Source organism: Mesorhizobium sp. M8A.F.Ca.ET.181.01.1.1 (assembly GCF_004792025.1).
Taxonomy (GTDB): domain Bacteria; phylum Pseudomonadota; class Alphaproteobacteria; order Rhizobiales; family Rhizobiaceae; genus Mesorhizobium.
Map to the genome: position 1 here is coordinate 235,933 of NZ_SRTV01000002.1, position 18,058 is coordinate 253,990.

Annotated in this window: 15 protein-coding genes; 6 read left to right on the forward strand and 9 right to left on the reverse strand. The window is 61.8% G+C overall.

Annotation, left to right across the window (positions count from 1 at the left end; all coding sequences use genetic code 11):
- Positions 1-85 precede the first annotated feature (85 nt).
- A complete protein-coding gene (locus EN824_RS09445) occupies positions 86-976 on the forward strand; it encodes a YicC/YloC family endoribonuclease (protein WP_127276073.1) in 891 nt (296 codons plus the stop codon).
- 21 nt (positions 977-997) lie between these two features.
- Entirely contained in the window at positions 998-1,654 is a 657-nt protein-coding gene (gmk, locus tag EN824_RS09450; RefSeq protein WP_027053294.1) for a guanylate kinase, read from the forward strand.
- Positions 1,655-1,792: 138 nt separating this feature from the next.
- Here gmk and rsmA read toward each other — a convergent pair whose 3' ends face one another.
- The 6 genes from rsmA to lptF form a co-directional block, all read right to left on the reverse strand.
- Positions 1,793-2,626: a 16S rRNA (adenine(1518)-N(6)/adenine(1519)-N(6))-dimethyltransferase RsmA gene (rsmA, locus tag EN824_RS09455; RefSeq protein ID WP_127276074.1), complete on the reverse strand. Its 834-nt coding sequence runs from the start codon at positions 2,624-2,626 to the stop codon at positions 1,793-1,795.
- Positions 2,627-2,651: 25 nt separating this feature from the next.
- Complete coding sequence (gene pdxA / locus EN824_RS09460) at positions 2,652-3,668, reverse strand: 4-hydroxythreonine-4-phosphate dehydrogenase PdxA (RefSeq protein ID WP_189522149.1); 1,017 nt, start codon at positions 3,666-3,668, stop codon at positions 2,652-2,654.
- A gap of 13 nt (positions 3,669-3,681) precedes the next feature.
- Positions 3,682-4,614 carry a peptidylprolyl isomerase gene (locus EN824_RS09465; RefSeq protein WP_167531199.1) on the reverse strand — a complete coding sequence of 311 codons (933 nt, stop codon included), beginning with the start codon at positions 4,612-4,614 and terminating at the stop codon, positions 3,682-3,684.
- Positions 4,615-4,702: 88 nt separating this feature from the next.
- Complete coding sequence (locus tag EN824_RS09470; RefSeq protein WP_189343619.1) at positions 4,703-7,147, reverse strand: LPS-assembly protein LptD; 2,445 nt, start codon at positions 7,145-7,147, stop codon at positions 4,703-4,705.
- Positions 7,147-8,232, reverse strand: a complete 1,086-nt coding sequence (gene lptG / locus EN824_RS09475) for an LPS export ABC transporter permease LptG (RefSeq protein WP_189343640.1) — start codon at positions 8,230-8,232, stop codon at positions 7,147-7,149. The genes EN824_RS09470 and lptG overlap by 1 nt, the downstream gene beginning before the upstream one ends.
- Complete coding sequence (gene lptF / locus EN824_RS09480; protein WP_135932183.1) at positions 8,229-9,431, reverse strand: LPS export ABC transporter permease LptF; 1,203 nt, start codon at positions 9,429-9,431, stop codon at positions 8,229-8,231. Before lptF ends, lptG begins: the two co-directional genes overlap by 4 nt.
- Positions 9,432-9,795: 364 nt before the next feature.
- Here lptF and EN824_RS09485 point away from each other — a divergent pair, with 364 nt between their 5' ends.
- Both EN824_RS09485 and EN824_RS09490 read left to right on the forward strand, forming a co-directional pair.
- Positions 9,796-11,319 carry a leucyl aminopeptidase gene (locus EN824_RS09485; RefSeq protein ID WP_127276080.1) on the forward strand — a complete coding sequence of 508 codons (1,524 nt, stop codon included), beginning with the start codon at positions 9,796-9,798 and terminating at the stop codon, positions 11,317-11,319.
- Positions 11,320-11,328: 9 nt separating this feature from the next.
- Positions 11,329-11,778 (forward strand): DNA polymerase III subunit chi, encoded by a 450-nt coding sequence (locus tag EN824_RS09490; protein WP_127276081.1) that lies wholly within the window; start codon positions 11,329-11,331, stop codon positions 11,776-11,778.
- Positions 11,779-11,927: 149 nt separating this feature from the next.
- On the opposite strand, the gene EN824_RS09495 is transcribed toward EN824_RS09490, so the two are convergent.
- Together EN824_RS09495 and EN824_RS09500 are read right to left on the reverse strand one after the other, a co-directional pair.
- Positions 11,928-12,446 (reverse strand): DUF995 domain-containing protein, encoded by a 519-nt coding sequence (locus EN824_RS09495; RefSeq protein WP_135863798.1) that lies wholly within the window; start codon positions 12,444-12,446, stop codon positions 11,928-11,930.
- A gap of 132 nt (positions 12,447-12,578) precedes the next feature.
- Entirely contained in the window at positions 12,579-13,502 is a 924-nt protein-coding gene (locus EN824_RS09500) for a glycoside hydrolase family 26 protein (RefSeq protein ID WP_127276083.1), read from the reverse strand.
- Positions 13,503-14,121: 619 nt separating this feature from the next.
- Between EN824_RS09500 and EN824_RS09505 the strand changes: the two genes are divergently transcribed.
- Both EN824_RS09505 and EN824_RS35895 read left to right on the forward strand, forming a co-directional pair.
- Positions 14,122-16,002: a cellulose synthase catalytic subunit gene (locus EN824_RS09505; protein WP_127276084.1), complete on the forward strand. Its 1,881-nt coding sequence runs from the start codon at positions 14,122-14,124 to the stop codon at positions 16,000-16,002.
- A gap of 430 nt (positions 16,003-16,432) precedes the next feature.
- On the forward strand, positions 16,433-16,693 hold the full coding sequence (locus EN824_RS35895) for a hypothetical protein (RefSeq protein ID WP_245464269.1): 261 nt from the start codon (positions 16,433-16,435) through the stop codon (positions 16,691-16,693).
- A gap of 350 nt (positions 16,694-17,043) precedes the next feature.
- On the opposite strand, the gene EN824_RS09515 is transcribed toward EN824_RS35895, so the two are convergent.
- On the reverse strand, positions 17,044-18,048 hold the full coding sequence (locus EN824_RS09515) for a glycosyltransferase family 2 protein (protein WP_210212407.1): 1,005 nt from the start codon (positions 18,046-18,048) through the stop codon (positions 17,044-17,046).
- Positions 18,049-18,058 lie beyond the last annotated feature (10 nt).

The following is an 18,058-nucleotide window of genomic DNA, read 5'->3' on the forward strand; positions in this document are numbered from 1 at the left end:
GCGTTCGCGGCGTAGTCATTTTAAGCCGCGCTTGCCCTACCGGAAAACCGGTTTCAGGGTGAGGCGCCAGGGATGTGCGGGCGACATGAATTTGCAGAGTATGACCGGTTTCGCGCGGGCCGTCGCCGAGCACGACGGCACCTCCATTGCCTGGGAAGTCAAATCCGTCAATGGCAAGAGCGTCGAGGTGCGACTGCGGCTGCCCCAAGGATTCGAGCGGCTGGAACCTGTGGTCAGGCAAACGCTGCAGAAGCGTTTCGCCCGCGGCAATTTCCAGGCGACGCTGACCATCGGCCGCGCCGCCGGCACGCAGGCGCAACCTATCGTCAACGAGGCGTTTCTGAAGGATCTTGCCGGCCTGGCCAAGCGGCTGCAGGAGCAGTTCGGCGTCGCGCCCGCGACGGCTGACGGATTGCTGTCGCTGCGTGGTGTGCTCGACGTACCTGAAACCATCGAGACCGAAGAGGCGCGGACCGCACTCGACGCCGCCATCATGGCCGCGCTCGACGTGGCGCTGAACGGCCTGGAACAGGCCAGGCACGGTGAGGGCGCAGCACTGGCCGTGCTTTTGTCCGGCCATGTCGATACTATCGAGACGCTGACCCTGCGCGCGGAAGCTGACCCGTCACGCGATGCGGCGGTGATCCGCGAACGCATCGCCGAGCAGGTCAGGCTGCTGATGGACGCATCCGCCAATCTGGATGCAAGCCGGCTGCACATGGAGGCGGCGTTCCTTGCCACCAAGGCCGATATTCGCGAAGAGATCGACCGGCTGAAAACGCATGTCGCGTCTGGCCGGGCCTTGCTTGAGGGCGGCGGCGCGGTCGGCCGCAAGCTCGATTTTCTGGCACAGGAATTTAACCGCGAATCAAATACGCTGTGCTCCAAGTCGAACGCCGCGACAGTCACAGCGATTGGGCTGGAGTTGAAGGCCGTGGTCGACCAGTTTCGTGAACAGGTCCAGAATCTGGAGTAGCCGATGGTTGCCAAGGAACCGATGGTTCCCAGGGATTTGGGGTCCCGCATCCGCCGCCGGGGGTTGATGCTCGTCCTGTCGTCTCCATCGGGGGCCGGCAAGTCGACGATCGCGCGCAACCTTCTGGAGAGCGATTCAAGCCTTGAACTGTCGGTCTCGGTTACCACAAGGCCGCGCCGGGGTTCGGAAATCGAGGGCGTTCACTACCACTTCCGCACGATGCGCGAATTCGAGCGGTTGCGCGATTCCGACGCGCTCCTCGAATGGGCGGAGGTGCACGGCAATTGCTACGCGACACCGCGCGAGCCGGCCGAACTGGCGCTGGCGCAGGGCCGCGACATGCTGTTCGACATTGACTGGCAGGGCGCTCAGCAGCTCAAGGAGAAGATGCGCGCTGACATCGTCTCGATCTTCATCCTGCCTCCGTCGATGAAAGAATTGAAGGCGCGGCTGAAGCGCCGCGCCGAGGACCAGGAAGCGGTGATCGAGACGCGGCTGAAGAACGCCCGCAACGAGATCGAGCACTGGAAGGAATATGACTTCGTCATCGTCAACGACGATCTCGACCGTGCCTTCGCCGAAGTGCGCGGCATCGTCGTTGCCGAGCGGCTGCGGCGCGACCGCCGGCCGGGTCTCTTCGATTTCGTGTCGGGATTGCTGGACGAGAAAACGGTGTGATCGCCCTTTCCTTCTTCCCGTCAACGGGGAGAAGGTGGCCCGAAGGACCGGACGAGGGGCAGCACCATACCTTCGCAACTTCGCACTGCCCTTCATCTGCCTGCCGGCATCGTCTCCCCGTGAACGGAGAGAGCGGAGTTAGACCGCATTGGTCAGCCGCACGAACTCCTCGACGCTGAGTGTTTCCGCCCTGCGCGTCGGGTCGATCCCCGCTCGTTCGAGCAAGGCCTCGCCGCCGAGGCTTTTCACGCTCTGGCGCAGCATCTTCCGGCGTTGGCCGAAGGCGGCTTCCGTGACTCGGCCGAGTTTCTTCACATCGGCGGGCAGGGGTGTCGTGCGCGGCTCCAGGTGCACCACCGAAGAGGTGACCTTGGGTGGCGGCGTGAAGGCCTGAGGCGGGACGTCGAAGGCGATCCTGGCCTGCGTGCGCCAGCCGGCGAGCACGCCCAGCCTGCCATAGGCATCGCTGTCGGGTGCCGCCACGATGCGCTGGGCGACCTCACGCTGGAACATCAGCGTCATCGAGGCGTAGTAGGGCGGCCAGTTTGGGACCGTCAGCCATCGGACCAGCAGTTCCGTGCCGATATTGTAAGGCAGGTTGGCCACGATCCGGACCGGACCGTGGTCGGCCTCCGAGGCGAGTGCCGCGAAGTCGGTCTTCAGCGCGTCGCCCGAAATCACCTCCAGCCGACCGGGGTAATGAGCGGAGACTTCGGCAAGCGCAGCCAGGCAGCGTTCGTCGCGCTCGATGGCAACGACCCGGCGGGCGCCGTTCGATAGCAGCGCCCTTGTCAGCCCTCCAGGCCCGGGCCCGACCTCGATCACCGTGGCATTTGCCAGGTCGCCGGCGCTGCGTGCGATCTTGCCGGTCAGATTGAGATCGAGCAGGAAGTTCTGGCCGAGAGCCTTTTTCGCCTGCAGCCCATGGCGCTCGATGACGTCGCGCAGTGGTGGCAGCCCATCGATGCTCATGCGCGAAGACCGGAAGCGGAAGCACTCATGCGGCGACGGCCTTCGCGTCGATGTCGGCGAGCTTCCTGGCGAGCTTCAGCGCCGCTATCAGGCTGTCCGGCCGCGCCACGCCCTTGCCGGCGATGTCGAAGGCGGTGCCGTGGTCGGGGGAGGTGCGGATGAAGGGCAGGCCCAGCGTGACGTTGACAGCTTCGTCGAAGGCCAGCGTCTTGGCCGGGATCAACGCCTGGTCGTGATACATGCACAGTGCGGCGTCGTAGCCTGCCCGCGCCCGGGCATGGAACAGCGTGTCGGCGGGCAAGGGCCCGAAAGCATCGATGCCTTCAGCGCACAGGGTGTCGACCGCTGGGCGCACGATATGCTCGTCTTCCATGCCCATGGAGCCGCCTTCGCCGGCATGCGGATTGAGGCCGGCAATGGCGAGCCGAGGCCTGGCGATGCCGAAGCGGCCGGCAAGGTCGGCCGCGGTGATGCGTGCGGTCGCGACGATCAATTCGGTGCTCAGGGCCTTCGGCACGTCGGCCAGGGCGATGTGGATGGTTACGGGAACCGTGCGTAAGTCCGGGCCTGCCAGCATCATCACCGGCATCGCCTCGACGCCGCTGTGCCGAGCCGCCAGATGCGCCAGATATTCGGTGTGGCCGGGAAAACGGAAGCCGGCATCATAGAGCGGCTTCTTGGCGATCGGGCAAGTCACCACGGCGGCCGCCTCGCCGGCAAGGCAGGCCTCGACCGCGCGGTCGATCGCTTCGATGGTGCCGGCTGCGTTGGCGGGGTCTGGCCGGCCGGGGCTGTCGATGAAGCGCTCCGTCAGGGGAACGATCGGCAAGGCGCGGCCAAAGACCTCGATCGCCTGCACCGGCGTCACTTCCTGGACAGGCAGCGAAACGCCAAGGTGGCGCGCGCGCGCCGCGACCACGGCCGGGTCGGCCAGAAGGTAGAAGGGGGGCAAGCCGACGGCGTCCCGCGCAAGGAAGGCGGCGATGGCGATTTCAGGGCCGATACCGGACGGATCGCCGACGCTCAACGCCAGCGCGGTCATCGCGCGGCCCACGTCAGCGCTTGACGATGCGGGCTTTAGCCTTCAGCTCGTCAACATATTTCTTGCTGAGATCGTCGGCGGCCTTGTCGTTGGAGCCTTCGCTCTGGAATACCATCTGTGCCGTCTTGTCGTCGGACACTTCGCGCGACGAGCAGATGCCGATGAATTCGACGCCGCGTTCGGTCTCGCGCGTGACGGTGGCGCCACCGACCTTGGTCGCCTTGATCTGCTCGGCCCAGTCCGGCGGTAGTTGCGGCGCCAGAATCCGGCCGAGGTCGCGAACGGTGACGTCGATCAGGCCCTTGGCGAACTCGCGTGTCGTGTTGCAGCCGTTGAAGCGGGCACGCATGGCATCGGCCTCGCGCTTGCGCTTGGCCAGTGTCGCGCTGCGTTCGGCCGCTGGCACGACGAAGATGACCTGCTGCAGCATGTATTCCATGGCGCTCGGCTTGGCGCCGCCCTTGTCAAGCATGCGCCGCACCGCGTCCTGTTCGGTCACGCTGCCACCTTCACCGGAGCGGTAACGCGCGCTCAAGGCTTGGTTCCATGCCATCTGGGCACGAATGAACTCCTTGAAATGGTCCTTGCTGACGCCGGATTTTTCCATGACGCCGTCGAGCTGGCCGAGCTGCATCTTGTTGTTGGTGGCAAAGCGCTGATAGGCGGCCTCAACCTGGGCATCGCTGATACGGATGCCAAGCCGTCTGGCCTCGGCGAGGCGCAGCGTCTGGTCGATCATTTCCTGGGCAGCGTCGCCCTTCTTGTGTTGCAGCTTCAGGAAGGCGGCACGATGGGCGATGTCACCACTGGTGATTGCTATGTCGTTGACGACGTATTTGATCTCGCTGGCGAAAGCCGGCGGCGTCATCACGGTCATCGACAGGGATGTCGCCGCCACAAGCAACGCGAACCCTGCTGAAAAGAGGTATTTCCTCATCGTTGGCATCCCAATTCTATTCCGGCTCCGCCCAATTCCGTCCCCTTCCGGATACGCGAATCCGTGCCAGCCCTATGCGGCGAAACGATGTCGCCGCTTATTGGATGGTGTCGATTGCGTTGGTCGACGAGCCGAAGTCGCCGAGGGTGCGGAACGACAGGTTGAATCCGATGCTCTGCGTCACTTCCCTGGTGTTCAGGTCACGCGACTGCGCGTACGTCATCAGATAGGTGAAGCAGGAATCGTTGTAGGCGAAGCCCACCCCGTCCTTGACCAGCAGGCCCTCCTGCAAATCGTAGGTTCCTGTTCCGAACACGCGCCAGTTCTCGGCAAGATGTGTCGATGCGCCGAGCGTGACCTCGTGACGGTCGGTCGTGAACCCATAGAGCGGCTGGGCCTGGATGAAGGCATACTTGGCGCTCAACGACACCGGCAGGCCGGAATAAGCAGCTTTCAGCTCGGCGCGGCGGATCTCGAAGCTCTGTTCGTCGAAACGGCCGCTGACGGAGGCCGCGAAGCCATTGGGGCTGGTTATGCCAAACAGGCCGACATAGTCGGACTTGGTCGTCTCAAGCCCTGAATTTGCGCCGACATTGACCAGATCGGGTGCCGCAAAGGAGTTTTCGCCGCCAATCTGATAGGACTGGCCGAAGATCGCATTGGTGCCCCAGCCGTTGATGTAGGAGCCGGAATAGCGCAGGCCGACATTGGCACGCGAGCCGCCCTCGATGCGGTCGTAACCGGAGAACTTGTCGCGTTCGAACAGCGTGGTTGCATCGAAAACCATGCTTTGAGCGTCTTCGTTCGGAATGGAGAGGCCGCCGACATACTGTTCGTTCGGGCGCAGGAACACCTGAGCCATCGGCTCGACAACGTGGCTCGACCCGCTGGCCAGCGAGAACAACAGCGGCCAGCTCATCTCGAGCCCGGCGGTCGCCATGTAGCGTGCGAAGGACGAGCGCATGTCTTCGCTGGTATGTATGTCAGGGTTGGCGGCCATCTCCTGAATGGCCGCGAGCGAAGCCGATGACGCGCGGACGTAGTCAACATCGCCCTGGAATGCCAGCAGTGGTGTCAATACCAGCCCATCATCGGTAACGAATGTCCGCTTCCATTCGGCTTCGGTGGTGAGTCTGCCAGACTCGCCCTCTATGCCACGGACACGCTGTGCCGGCGTGGCAGAATCGTATGGCGTGTTGAAAGCTTCGTCAAGATCTTCGCGGCGAATGACTCGCGTATTTACGTTGAACGACAACTGGCCGCCGGCGACCGATGTGTCGGGGATATAGGCATAGTCGAGCGAGGGCAGCACCCAAGGCTGCTGGCCGCTTCGCGCCGCGGCATTTTCGTTGGGCGTATCTTCCTGGACCTCGAAATGCATGGCGCGCACGTCGAAATAATTACGGTCATTAAGGCCGGTCAGGTAGACGGACGACTGGTGAACGTAGGCATTGTACTTGGCGATGTTGTAGGTGTTGGAGAAGTTCTTGTCGGTCTGCAGCAACACGTCCCAGCCGAAATTCCAGCGTTCGTTGATCGCGAACTGCCCCTGCGTGCCCATCATGCCGCGGAACTTGTTCGGATCGCCCACCGCGCCGGAATCGATATTGTGACCAGCGGTCGAGGGGAATGCCGCGCCGTCGATGAAGGCGTCCGGATCCTGCTGCTGAATGCCGGCGATCTTGAAAGTGTATTCGCCATTGTTGAAGCGCTGGCGCCATTCGGCTTCGCCGAGGAAGCCCTGCTTGGTGTAGCCGCTTCCGGTCACCGTCAGGTCATATGTCGGCGAAAGGGCGAAATAGTAGGGGATCTTGACGCTGTACCCCAAGTGACTGTTGTAGCCGATACTGGGGATCAGGAAGCCGCTCTTGCGCTTCACCGTCGGGTCGGCGATCTCGAACGCCGGCAAGTAGGCCAGCGGAAACCCGAAGAACTCGAAATTCGCGTTCTCGAAGCGAACCGTCTTCTTCTCGCCGTTCCAGATGATCTTTCTGGCTTTGACGCGCCATGTCGGCGCCTTGTCGGGCTTGTCTTCGCATGGTTCGCAGGCAGTGTAGACACCATTGTGGAAGGTGGTCAGCACGCCGCCCATGCGTTCGGCGCTTTCGGCGGCGAAATAGGCCTTGTCGACGGTTTCAACGCGCAGCGCGTTGACGAAGCCGTCTGCGAAATCGTCGGTGATGTCGATGTGCTGCGAATTGATCTTGGTGCCGTCGCTGTTGACGATCTCGACATTGCCGCTGGCAACCATTCGCTTGGTGTTGCGGTTGTACACGACCTTCTGGGCGACGAGGCGGTTGCCGCCATAGTCGATCTGCACGCCGCCGATGGCGGTCACCGTCTGGTTGTCGTTGTTGTATTCCAGCGTGTCGGCGGCGAGCAGCATCTGCGAGCCGGACGGAACCGTGGTCGCCATGTTGCCGACATCCTGCGCGAACGCCGGCAGCGGGACGCCGCAGGCGACCAGGCACGCCAAGGCGCTCGCCGCATAGAGGCGCGCCAAACGGGCCTGCCTGTCGCTGGGCAAAAACGCCTCCCTCACTAGCCGTCTTCCTTGTATAGCAGGAAAGTCACCCCGAAGAACATAGCTACCACGACCGGCACCCAGGCGGCTATGGCAGTCGGCACGAACCCCGCCACGCCGAACGCCTTCACCAGCACCGAAACGACATAAAGCAGAAACCCGGCAACGACGCCACCCAGAATCATCGTTGCCGACTGCCCCATTCGCGCAAATCGCATTGAAACTGTTGCCGCAATCAGCGTCATGGCGACGAGGAGAAACGGCAACGCCACCAGCGAATCAAACTGCATGGCAAAGGCATTTGCCTTGAGGCCGAAGGAACGGGCAACCTCGATTTTTCCGGGCAGGTCATAGAAGGGAATTGTCTCCGGGCGTGCCAGCCGCTCCTGCACGAATTCCGGCTTCAGATTGGTCGGCACACGATCGTTCGCGACGGGCTGGATGGTGCCGTTCCTGAAGATCTTCACATCCTGCAATTCCCAATAACCGTCGCGCAGGTAAGCACGCGCCGCATCCTTGCGCTCGACGATATTGCCTTGCTGGTCGAGGATGAAAAAGACCGCGTCGGCCATCTCCAGACCCTGGTCGAGGATGGCCCGCGCGCCGATGATAGTATCGCCGGAACTGGTTTTCTGGCGAATCCAGGGAGCGGCGTCGGCCGAAACCGTGTTGGATTTGCCGGAGCGCAGCTGCGTCTCGATCTGTTCGGACAAGGAGAAGGCGTGCGCGGCGAGCGGGTTGATGATTCCGACCGAGACGGCGCCGAACAGCAGTGCGCCGATGCAGCACGGCAAAAGGAACTGCCAGGCGGAAACGCCCGCGGACCGCGCGATGACAAGTTCGTACCGCCGGTTGAGCGAAACCAGCGTCGCCATCGCCGAGAACAAGCCGACAAACGGCACCGTCTGCAGCATGATCATGGGCATTCGAAGGCCGGAAATGGCCATCGCCGTGCCATAGGTGAACCCTGGCAGGCCGGTGGTGCGGCCGGACAGTTCGGTGAAATCGATAAGGAATACCAGTGCCAGAAGGCCGAGGAAGAACCAGATCGTGATCGCCACGTAGCGGAAGAAGAAATATCGACCCAGAGTCCAGCCCATCAGCCGACCCCCTGGCCTGAGGTGTCGCGCCTGGAGAGACGCAATTTGAGGGCATTCCAGCCATCACCGATTCGGCTGGCCAGGTTTGTCATCCAGTCCGCCCAGGCAACCGGCAGTTCCATGGTCCGGTTCGATACGATGAACCAGATCGCCACCGCGGAAGCCACGATCGGCACGCCATAGACCATGTAGGCATATTGCGGGACCTCATCGGCCTTGCTGGCGGCGAAGAAACCCACCCAGCGCACGAACAGCGATATCGCGATGGCGGTGATCAGCGGATTGACGCGCGCCTCGCGATGCGAACGCGCGTCTCCCGCCACCGCGAGCGCGATCAGCGCAAAAACCATGGAGTAGGTCCATTCCGAAAACCGCTGGTCGACCTCGGCCCGGTACTCCTGGGGACTTTGCTGGTAATTCTTGTCGTTAGGACTTGGATTGAGCAGGTATTGGGTGGTCTGGTCCTTTGGCAGGAGCGTCACCTGGTTGGCCGCCGACATGAAGGCCGACATGTCGAAGGCATAGGACGTGAACCGGATGACACTGAGGTCGCCCGTCAGCGTTTTGCGATGGATGACGCCATCATTCATCATCAGCACCTTTTCGCCGCCGCGTTCGATGATGCTGCCGGTCTTGGCATAATAGACGAGATTGACGCCTTCCTCGCGCGAATCGGCGACGAAGATGCCACCCAGCCGGTTGTCGGGAAGCCGCTCGCCAATCTGCAGGAACAGTCCGTCCTCGATCTTGCGGAAGGTGCCTTCCTGGATGATCAGCGACAAAAGGTCGGCGCGCGACTCCGCCACCAGGGCGCGGTTCTTCTGTCGTGCATAGGGGTCGATGCCGTTGTCCACGGCGAACGAAAAGACGCTGGCGGCCAGCGCCAGCAGCATGATCGGCCGCACGATGGTCCATCGTGAGGCTCCCGATGCATTGACCACCGCGAGTTCCGAATCCGAATTCATCACACTGAGCGTCTGGGCGACCGCCACCACGAGCGCGAAAGGCACGACGATCGGAACGATGGAGGGGAGAATAAGGGACGCGACCTCGAAGAAGGTCAAAGCTGACTGACCGCTGTCGGTGACCAGGTTGATCTTGGCCAACACCTGCGTCGTCCACACGATGGCCAGCGTCCAGACCAGTGCTGCCAGGAAGACCACGAAAGTGCGGCGCATGATGTAGCGTTCAACGACCTTCATGAAGGCTTTACTCGATTTTCTCGAACGGCATCATGCCACCACGCTAAGGGTAGCTGTCCGGCGACGCCCGCACAACTGGCTCCGTTGGGCTGCATTAGGCAGGCGATCCGGTTCCCGTCCCACGTCGCGTGCCGCAGTAGGCCGGAGTGTCGGCGGCAATGGATAAGAAAGGACGAACATCGATGGTTAACAACAGGTTGCGGCATGAAGCGGAGCCGTTCCGCGACGAATCGCCATCGATTCCATGTCTCATATGGGTAGCCATTTTGGCAAAGTCTTGCCAAATGCCGGAAAACGACCAAATGTCGCGGATCGCTTCAAACCGCTTCGCGCATCATCGCGCAATCCCCGAAAGCAGGACATGATGAACCCGAGACCGTCGATCGCCTTTGCAAAATTCGCCGCGCCCCAGACGGCGGCGAACAGAAAGGGCACGGTCTTCGTGCTGTCGGCGGATGACGGTGGCCTGAGCGATATGGCCAGGGCTTACGATCCGGGCAAGACGCTGGATCGGGCTTTCCCGGTCGCCGAATTTACCGGCAAGTTCGCCGGCGCTGTCGAAATCCTGGCGCCGGAGGCAACATCGCTCGACAGGTTGGTCGCGGTCGGCGCAGGCAGGGTGTCGGGGCTCGACGAGTATGCCTGGCTGAAGCTCGGCGGCACCATTGCGGCATCGCTGCGCAAGGCAACCGACGTGGCCGTGGTGCTCGACCTGGCCGGTGCCTCGCCCGATGGCAAGGACGCCGCGAACCTTGCGGCCGGCATTCTCTTGCGCGGCTATTCCTTCGACAAGTACAAGACCAGGAAGGATAAGGACGACGGCCAGGGCAGCGGCAAGGCCGATCCGAAAAAGCCGGTCAAGGTGACCATCCATACCGCCGATCCGGTGGGCGCCAAGAAAGCCTTCGCCGATGCCGAGGCGGTGATCGACGGTGTGCTTCTGGCGCGCGATCTGGTCAACGAACCGGCAAACGTGCTGGGACCAGTCGAATTCGCCGCCCGCGCCAAGGAACTCGAGGCGCTTGGCGTCAAGGTCGAGATCCTGGCCGAAAAGGAGATGAAGAAGCTCGGCATGGGCTCGCTGCTCGGTGTCGCGCAGGGCTCGCCGCGTGGCGCCCGTATGGCGGTCATGCAATGGAACGGCGGCAAGCCCAAGGACAGCCCGGTCGCCTTCGTCGGCAAGGGCGTTACGTTCGACACCGGCGGCAATTCGATCAAGCCGGCGTCCGGCATGGAGGACATGAAGGGCGACATGGGTGGCGCTGCCGCCGTGACCGGGTTGATGCACGCGCTCGCCGCGCGCAAAGCCAAGGCCAATGTCGTCGGCATCATCGGTCTTGTCGAAAACGCGGTCGACGGTTATGCGCAGCGCCCGGGCGACATCGTCACCTCGATGTCGGGACAGACCATCGAGGTGCTCAACACCGACGCGGAGGGGCGCCTCGTCCTGGCCGACGCGCTGTGGTACTGCAACGACCGCTTCCAGCCGAAATTCATGGTCAACCTGGCGACGCTGACCGGCGCCATCATGGTTGCGCTCGGCCTGCATTATGCGGGCCTGTTCTCCAACAACGACGAACTGGCGCAAAGGCTGACCGCGGCCGGACAGTCAACGCAGGAACGGCTGTGGCGCATGCCGCTCGGCGCCGAATACGACAAGCTGATCGATTCCAAGAATGCCGACATGAAGAACATCGGTGGCCGCTACGGCGGCGCGATCATCGCCGCGCAGTTCCTGCAGCGCTTCGTCAAGGACACGCCCTGGGCACATCTCGACATTGCCGGTACCGCGATGGGCTCGCCATTGAACGAGATCAACCAGTCGTGGGGTTCGGGTTTCGGCGTACGGCTGCTGGACCGGCTGGTGCGTGATCACTACGAAAGCTGACGTCGATCCATGGCCGATGTGCTGTTCTACCATCTGACCGAATCGACCCTGGAGGATGCGCTTCCGGGGCTGCTCGAGCGCAGCGTCGATCGCGGCTGGCGCGCCGTGGTGCAGACCGGCACCGAGGAACGGCGAGACGCGCTCGACCAGCATCTGTGGACTTTCCGCGATGATTCCTTCCTGGCGCACGCGACCGATCGCGAAGCCTACCCAACTGAACAGCCAATCCTGCTGACCACCGGCGCCGGCAACCCCAACGAGGCCAAAATCAGGTTCCTGGTCGACGGCGCCGCCCCGCCCGACCTCGGCGGTTACGAGCGTGCGGTTTTCCTGTTCGATGGCCATGACGCGGCCCAGGTCGAGATGGCCCGGGCGCATTGGAAGACGATGAAGGACGCGGGCCACGCCGTGACCTACTGGCAGCAGACGTCAGACCGCCGCTGGGAACGCAAGGCCTAGTTTAGAGCAATTCCAGGAAAACTGTGCACCTATCCAGGGAAAGCGCGTAGCGCACTCCATAGGGAGGTGCGTAAGAACCAAGGGCTGGAGCCGTTCGGCGTTTCCCCGAAACGATGAGCATCTCCAGCCCAGCGTCGCGGATGACAGTTCTAGAGTCTTGCCTTGATTCGGTTCTGTTTCCTGGTGACGTAGTCGCCGTATTTCAATTTCATGAACTCGTCCGAGCGGTTCCGATGCGGGCTCCTGAAAACGTACCATTCGCCATCAGGCGATTTGCGCTTGTAGATCGCCTTGCCGGTCTGGCGATGCTCGAAGCAGGTCATGGAGCCCTTCACGCCCCAGGCGCCGTGCCATTGCGCGCGGTAGCACAACTTGCCGCCGCCGGGGATGAACCATGTCCCGTCGCCATAGCCCGGCTGGCCCTTTTCGGTCGACCAGGCGTTGAATTGCCGCTGCCTGACGGCAAAGAACGCGGCCCCGTGATTGCCCCACATCCACGAATGGTTCTGATAGATTTGGTAGACGCCTTCGTCGGGCACCACGGCGCCCTTTTGCGCCTGCTCGGCGATTTTGGTCGCTGTCTCGGCTGTCGCAGGGACCTGTAAGGCAAGAACAAGAACGGAGCAGGCGAACGCCGCTCCGACACAATTACCCAGCACTCGTTTCACGGAACTACTCCACAGACTGATTCACGCCACGCCTCAACCATCATGCCGAAACACTGGTCCGGCATGGATGCCAATCAAACAAGAAAGATGGAGATCCATCCCGATCGTGTCGGGACGCATCGAACGATGCGTCTACGGCAGGACGTGCTGGGTCACCCTCCAATCGGGCAGACCATAGCCCCCCAGCCACGGCCACACTTCTTTCTGGTTGAAGTAGACAACGGACGTGAGCGCCGGGAACTCCGCATAGGACTTGCGGGAATCGTCCTGCCACTTCGAAACATAGTCCTGCTTGCCGACATAGCCGAGTTCCGCCACCACGATCGGCTTGTTGAAACCCGCCACGCGGTCATAGCCGGGTTTCAGCATCTCGGCGAACGTACGGTCGCGACCGGCCTCGTCATTGTCCTTTTTCTGCAGGCCGAACACCGACAGGCCGATCACGTCGACATAGTCGTCACCGGGGTAGTATTTTTCCAGGCCTTCTTCACCTTTGGGCGACCACATGTATTTGGCCGCGGGGGCCGCCTTGCGGCAGATATCGACTTCGCGCTTGTAAGCTGAGATCCAGTCCTTGGGAGCCCAGTTGGCCCAGGTGAAGCGGCCGTTCTTGTCTTCCATTTCCTGCGCCCAGCGAATGGTTACCGGGCTTTTCATCTGTCCCACCAGGCCACAGATCGCCTGCATATTGGCATCATACCTGCCGCCCAATATGCCGTCACGCAGTTCGGGCGGCGTGATGCGCCAGTCCTTCGACCAGGTCCACGGCTCGATCGTGATCAACAGCGAGCGACCGCGCTCCTGGGCATAGGTGTCTGCCAGAGGCAGCGTCGATAGATCGACATCTTCCCAAGGCAGGAACAGTTCCTCGATGCTGGCGGTCTTGTCATTGGTGAAATCGCCATACGGATCGTACGAGCCGAATGCCGACGCGGCGCTGCTCGTCTGGACGGGGTCTGTCGCGGGGGCGGAACCGGCGCCTCCCGCGGAAGGAAACGCGGCACTTCCGCCCAAAGCCAGCGCGACTACAAGTACATTTGCTGCGGAGTGTTTCATCGTTGACCTCCTATGGCCTTAGCTTCCCATGGAAGCCAAGGCTTCGCCCGCCGCATCGATGCCTGATCGACACGACTACCCAACACCGATCGGGTCTATTGGCGGAATCTGCGGGATTTCGGAGCGACCATTGGCGGGTGTGCCAACCTGTGCAAGGGGCCACCCAAATTATCTCTCAAGGCGCCGACACTGAGGAGCTTCAGAGAGAAAGTTCGCCGCGATACTCACAAATTCGCGTCAATATTCCGATATATCATCCCTGACTAATTTAAGAGCCGGACCGGACCAAGAGTCAAGAACAATTAACGATCGGTTAACCTTGGCGCTCGCAACATGGTTAACGCTGCCCGGCGGTGCAGCCTCCAGATCGCCTTGACCCCGGCGAATTCTCCAAAGCGCAAAAAAGGTGCGGTTCATCATTCCGGCATGGGTCGACGGCGACTCTTCGGCGGAATACTTGCTGCGATTCAAAGGCGTTAGGTTAACCAGTTCTCAAGAAAGCTAGTTAAGGATCGGTTAATTTAGTTGACTCTAATGAGATGTGGAGGGATTCTGAAGCCGACCTGAAAAGCGTGTCGGCCGTCGTTCGGCTGATGCTCGGAGTGGCGGCGGTAGTTGTATGAGTGTTTCCGCGGACGCAGGGATCATCAGTCCCAAGACCAGGCCGACCCGGCCGCGTGGGAGGATGCACGCCAACGCCGCGGCGCAGGTTCCTTTCCTGGTGCCCATATTGTCTCCGGTCCGGCAGTGGATCCTGCGGCTCGGCCTGGCTTCCTGGTTCGTCACTCTCGGCTTTTTCTGGATCTGGTGGCTGAAGCCGGACCATATCGGATACCTCGGGTCATACATCTTTGCGACGCTGGTGCTGGCCTGGCTGACCTTGATGCCGATGTATTTTCTGCTCAACGTGCACGCTTCGAGGAAGCCATCCAAGCTTGCCAGCATCCCGAAGCGCTCGCGGGTCGCCATGGTGGTGACCAAGGCGCCGTCCGAACCGTTCGCCGTGGTTGCGCGCACCTTGGAAGCAATGCTTACGCAGGACTATCCGCATGACACCTGGCTGGCCGACGAGGACCCGTCCGAGGAGACGGTTCGCTGGTGCGATGCCCACGGCGTGTTCATTTCGACGCGGCGCGGAAGGGAAGACTACCACCGCAAGACTTGGCCGCGCCGCACCCGTTGCAAGGAGGGCAACCTGGCGTTCTTCTATGACCACTACGGTTATGAGCGCTACGATTTCGTCGCCCAGATGGATGCCGATCACAGGCCGACGCCAACCTATCTCAGGGAAATCCTTTATCCTTTCGCCGATCCGGCGGTCGGCTATGTCTCGGCGCCGAGCATCTGCGACAACAACGCCGCCGAAAGCTGGGCAGCGCGTGGCCGGCTGTTTCCAGAAGGGATGTTTCACGGGCCCTTGCAGTCCGGCCATACCGGTGGCGGCGCGCCGCTTTGCATCGGCTCGCACTATGCCGTTCGAACCAAGGCGCTGAGGCAGGCGGGCGGTCTCGGTCCGGAGTTGGCCGAGGATCACTCCACCTCGATGCTGATCAACGCCGCCGGGTGGCGCGGCGTGCATGCGCTCGACGCCATCGCCCATGGCGACGGCCCGCAGACCTTTGCCGATCTCGTCACCCAGGAATTCCAGTGGTCGCGCAGCCTGATGACGATCCTGCTCGAATACTCGCCCACATATTTTCCCAAATTGCCCTGGAGGCTGAAGTTTCAGTTCCTGTTCTGCCAGCTCTGGTATCCACTGTTCGCCATCTTCGCATTGCTGATGTACGTCATGCCGATGTATGCGCTCTTCACCGGGCGCAACTTCGCCAACGTCATGTATGCCGACTTCCTTCTTCACTATCTGCCCAACGCCGTTGCTCTGGTGGGCCTGGTCATGATGCTGAAGGCATTCGGCCTCTCTCGGCCGCTGACGGCCAAGACGATAAGCTGGGAAGGCACGCTGTTTCTTTTCTTCGCACGCTGGCCTTGGGTACTGGCCGGCACGCTATCGTCGCTGCGCGATTATCTGACCAAATCCTTCGTCGATTTCCGTGTCACCCCCAAGGGCAGCGGTCCCAAAAGCCTGTTGCCGGTCCGCGCCTTCGTTCCCTATGTGGCGCTGGCCATCGGCGCGGCACTGCCCGTGTTGATAATTGAGCACCCTTTCGACGCGACCGGCTTTTTCTGGTTCGCGGCGTTCAATGCATTCCTCTATGGGCTTTTGGTGGTGGTGATCGTTTCAAGACACGTCATCGAGAACAAGATCCCGTTGCGCGCCAATGCCGCGAAGATGACCTTGCAGGCCTCGCTCGCCGTGCTGGCGCTCGCCGTGCCGGCCGTGGGCTTCTACGATCGCGGCATGGAAGGCGTCTACGGATTGCAGCAGGGCGCCGGCGGCTTGCGCATCGTGCGCATAGCCTATGTGATTTCCGGCGCCGGCCAGGGTAATATCGGTGCCCGCAATTTCTACTTCGATCCGGGTTGGGAAACGCCGCGCTGACGTTGAAGAGGCGCGCGCGACAACGCTTCCCGGAACATTCGCCTTGTGAGCCGGCGGCCGTCCGCGCAACCCCGGCGCAGTCTCAATAGATTCAGTTTTAATAATATCCGATCGAGTGCGGACAGACCGCGCTCATCATGTCGCTTGCGCGATTCTTAATAAGTATCCCCTAATATAAGATCATGATGCGAGCGGCGTGAGGCTGCTAGCGTGGCGCGGAACACAAAATAACCGACAATATATCCCCGCGCTCCAGTGGCTTATGTTTTTGCAGGGGGCGTCGATGAAAACATATATTGGAAATTGGCCAAGGATCGGCAAGAAATATGCCTGTGCATTCGCAGCTGTTGCATTGATCTCGATGGTGTCCGGTTGTCAGAGTATGGATGCGACCAAGACCGGCTCGATCAGCACCAGGCCGGAGGCTCATATGCTTGGCCAGAAGGCTCACTACGTCCAGAAGAAACGGTTGCATCTGGTCGATCGCAAATCGCTCACGCGGATCACCAGCGTGACACGCACGAGAGAGGAGGCCTATGCGGCTTTCGTCCGGCCGCAGCGGATCGGCAAGACGGCGCCCGTGAAGGTTTCCTACAGTTTGGGCAATAGCGGGCCGTTGCTCGGTCACTCTCCCTGGATTTGCGGCCCGAGCGGCTTTGGCCAGCGCGCCAGCTGCCGTTCGCGGTACTGAAGCAATTACGGGAACAGTGTGTAACGGTTTTCCCGGGACAAGCGCGTAGCGCTTGCCCTTGCGAAACTGCCTGGAACAAAGAGATGGATTGGTTCGGCGTCCTCTTTGAAACTGTGAACCGTTCTAGGGCGTCAGACCTGGAAGTGGCGGCGTGATTTGACTTATGCAGCCGCCGCTCCGTTCCTCGCGGGGGGCGCGAGCCGAGGGCAAGAGGTTGGCGAGGGATTGCGCCTGATCTCTTGCCCGCGGTCGCCATTCCTGGCGATGGCAATCGGCGGACGCTGCCATTCTGTCCCTCGATCGGCACTTTCCGCCTGAAACCGAAATCCCTGTCCGGTATTCCGATCACGTCACGACAAACGGGCGGGGCGGTGCCAGCCGCTATCATTGTCTTCCGGCGCCGACCGCGGCCGCGCGACGTAGGCCGACGATCCGTTCGCTTCGTGATAGACGCGTGCCAGCATTTCCGCCAGCACGCCCGACGTCACCATCTGCACCCCGGCGATCAGCAGGAAGAAGCCGGTGAACAGCATCGGCCGTGTTCCGATGGCTTCCTCGAAAAACACCTTCAGACAAAGCAGATAGGCAAGGATCAGCGAACCCAGCGCGCCGAGCACGATGCCGATACCACCGAAGAAATGACCGGGCCGGGTGCGATAGCGCATGAAAAAATACATGAACACCAGATCGAGCACGACCCTGAAGGTGCGCGAAATCCCGTATTTGGACTGACCGTGAATGCGGGCGTGATGCGTCACCACCTCTTGTGCGATGCGTCGTGGGGTCGTCACCGTGGCCAGCCATGCCGGGATGAAGCGGTGCATCTCGCCATAGAGCTTGACGCTGCGGATGACGGTGCCGCGATAGACCTTGAGGCTGCAGCCATAATCCTTGAGGCGCACGCCGGTGACACGCGCGATCAACGCGTTGGCGATGCGCGAGGGGAGCCGGCGCATAAAAAACCCTTCCTGGCGATCCTTGCGCCAGCCGACCACCAGGTCGAGATCCTCGCTCAGCAAGCGGTAGACCATGCGCGGAATGTCGTAGGGATCGTTCTGCAGGTCGCCGTCGATCGTGGCGATGACGTCGCCGCGTGCCGCGTCTATGCCGGCCTGCATGGCGGCGGTCTGCTTGTAGTTGCGCACCAGCTCGACCGAATGCACATGCGGGCCGTATTGCGCCGCCAGGCGCCTGATCTCGCTCACGGTCGCGTCGGTGCTGCCGTCATCGACCAGCACGACCTCCCATGGCTGGCCATAATGTTCCATGGCCTGGTGAATCCGCGCCAGCAGCGGCTCGACGTTTTCGGCCTCGTTATACATGGGCACGACGATGGACAGCGTATGGTCCGGCATCACCGCGCCG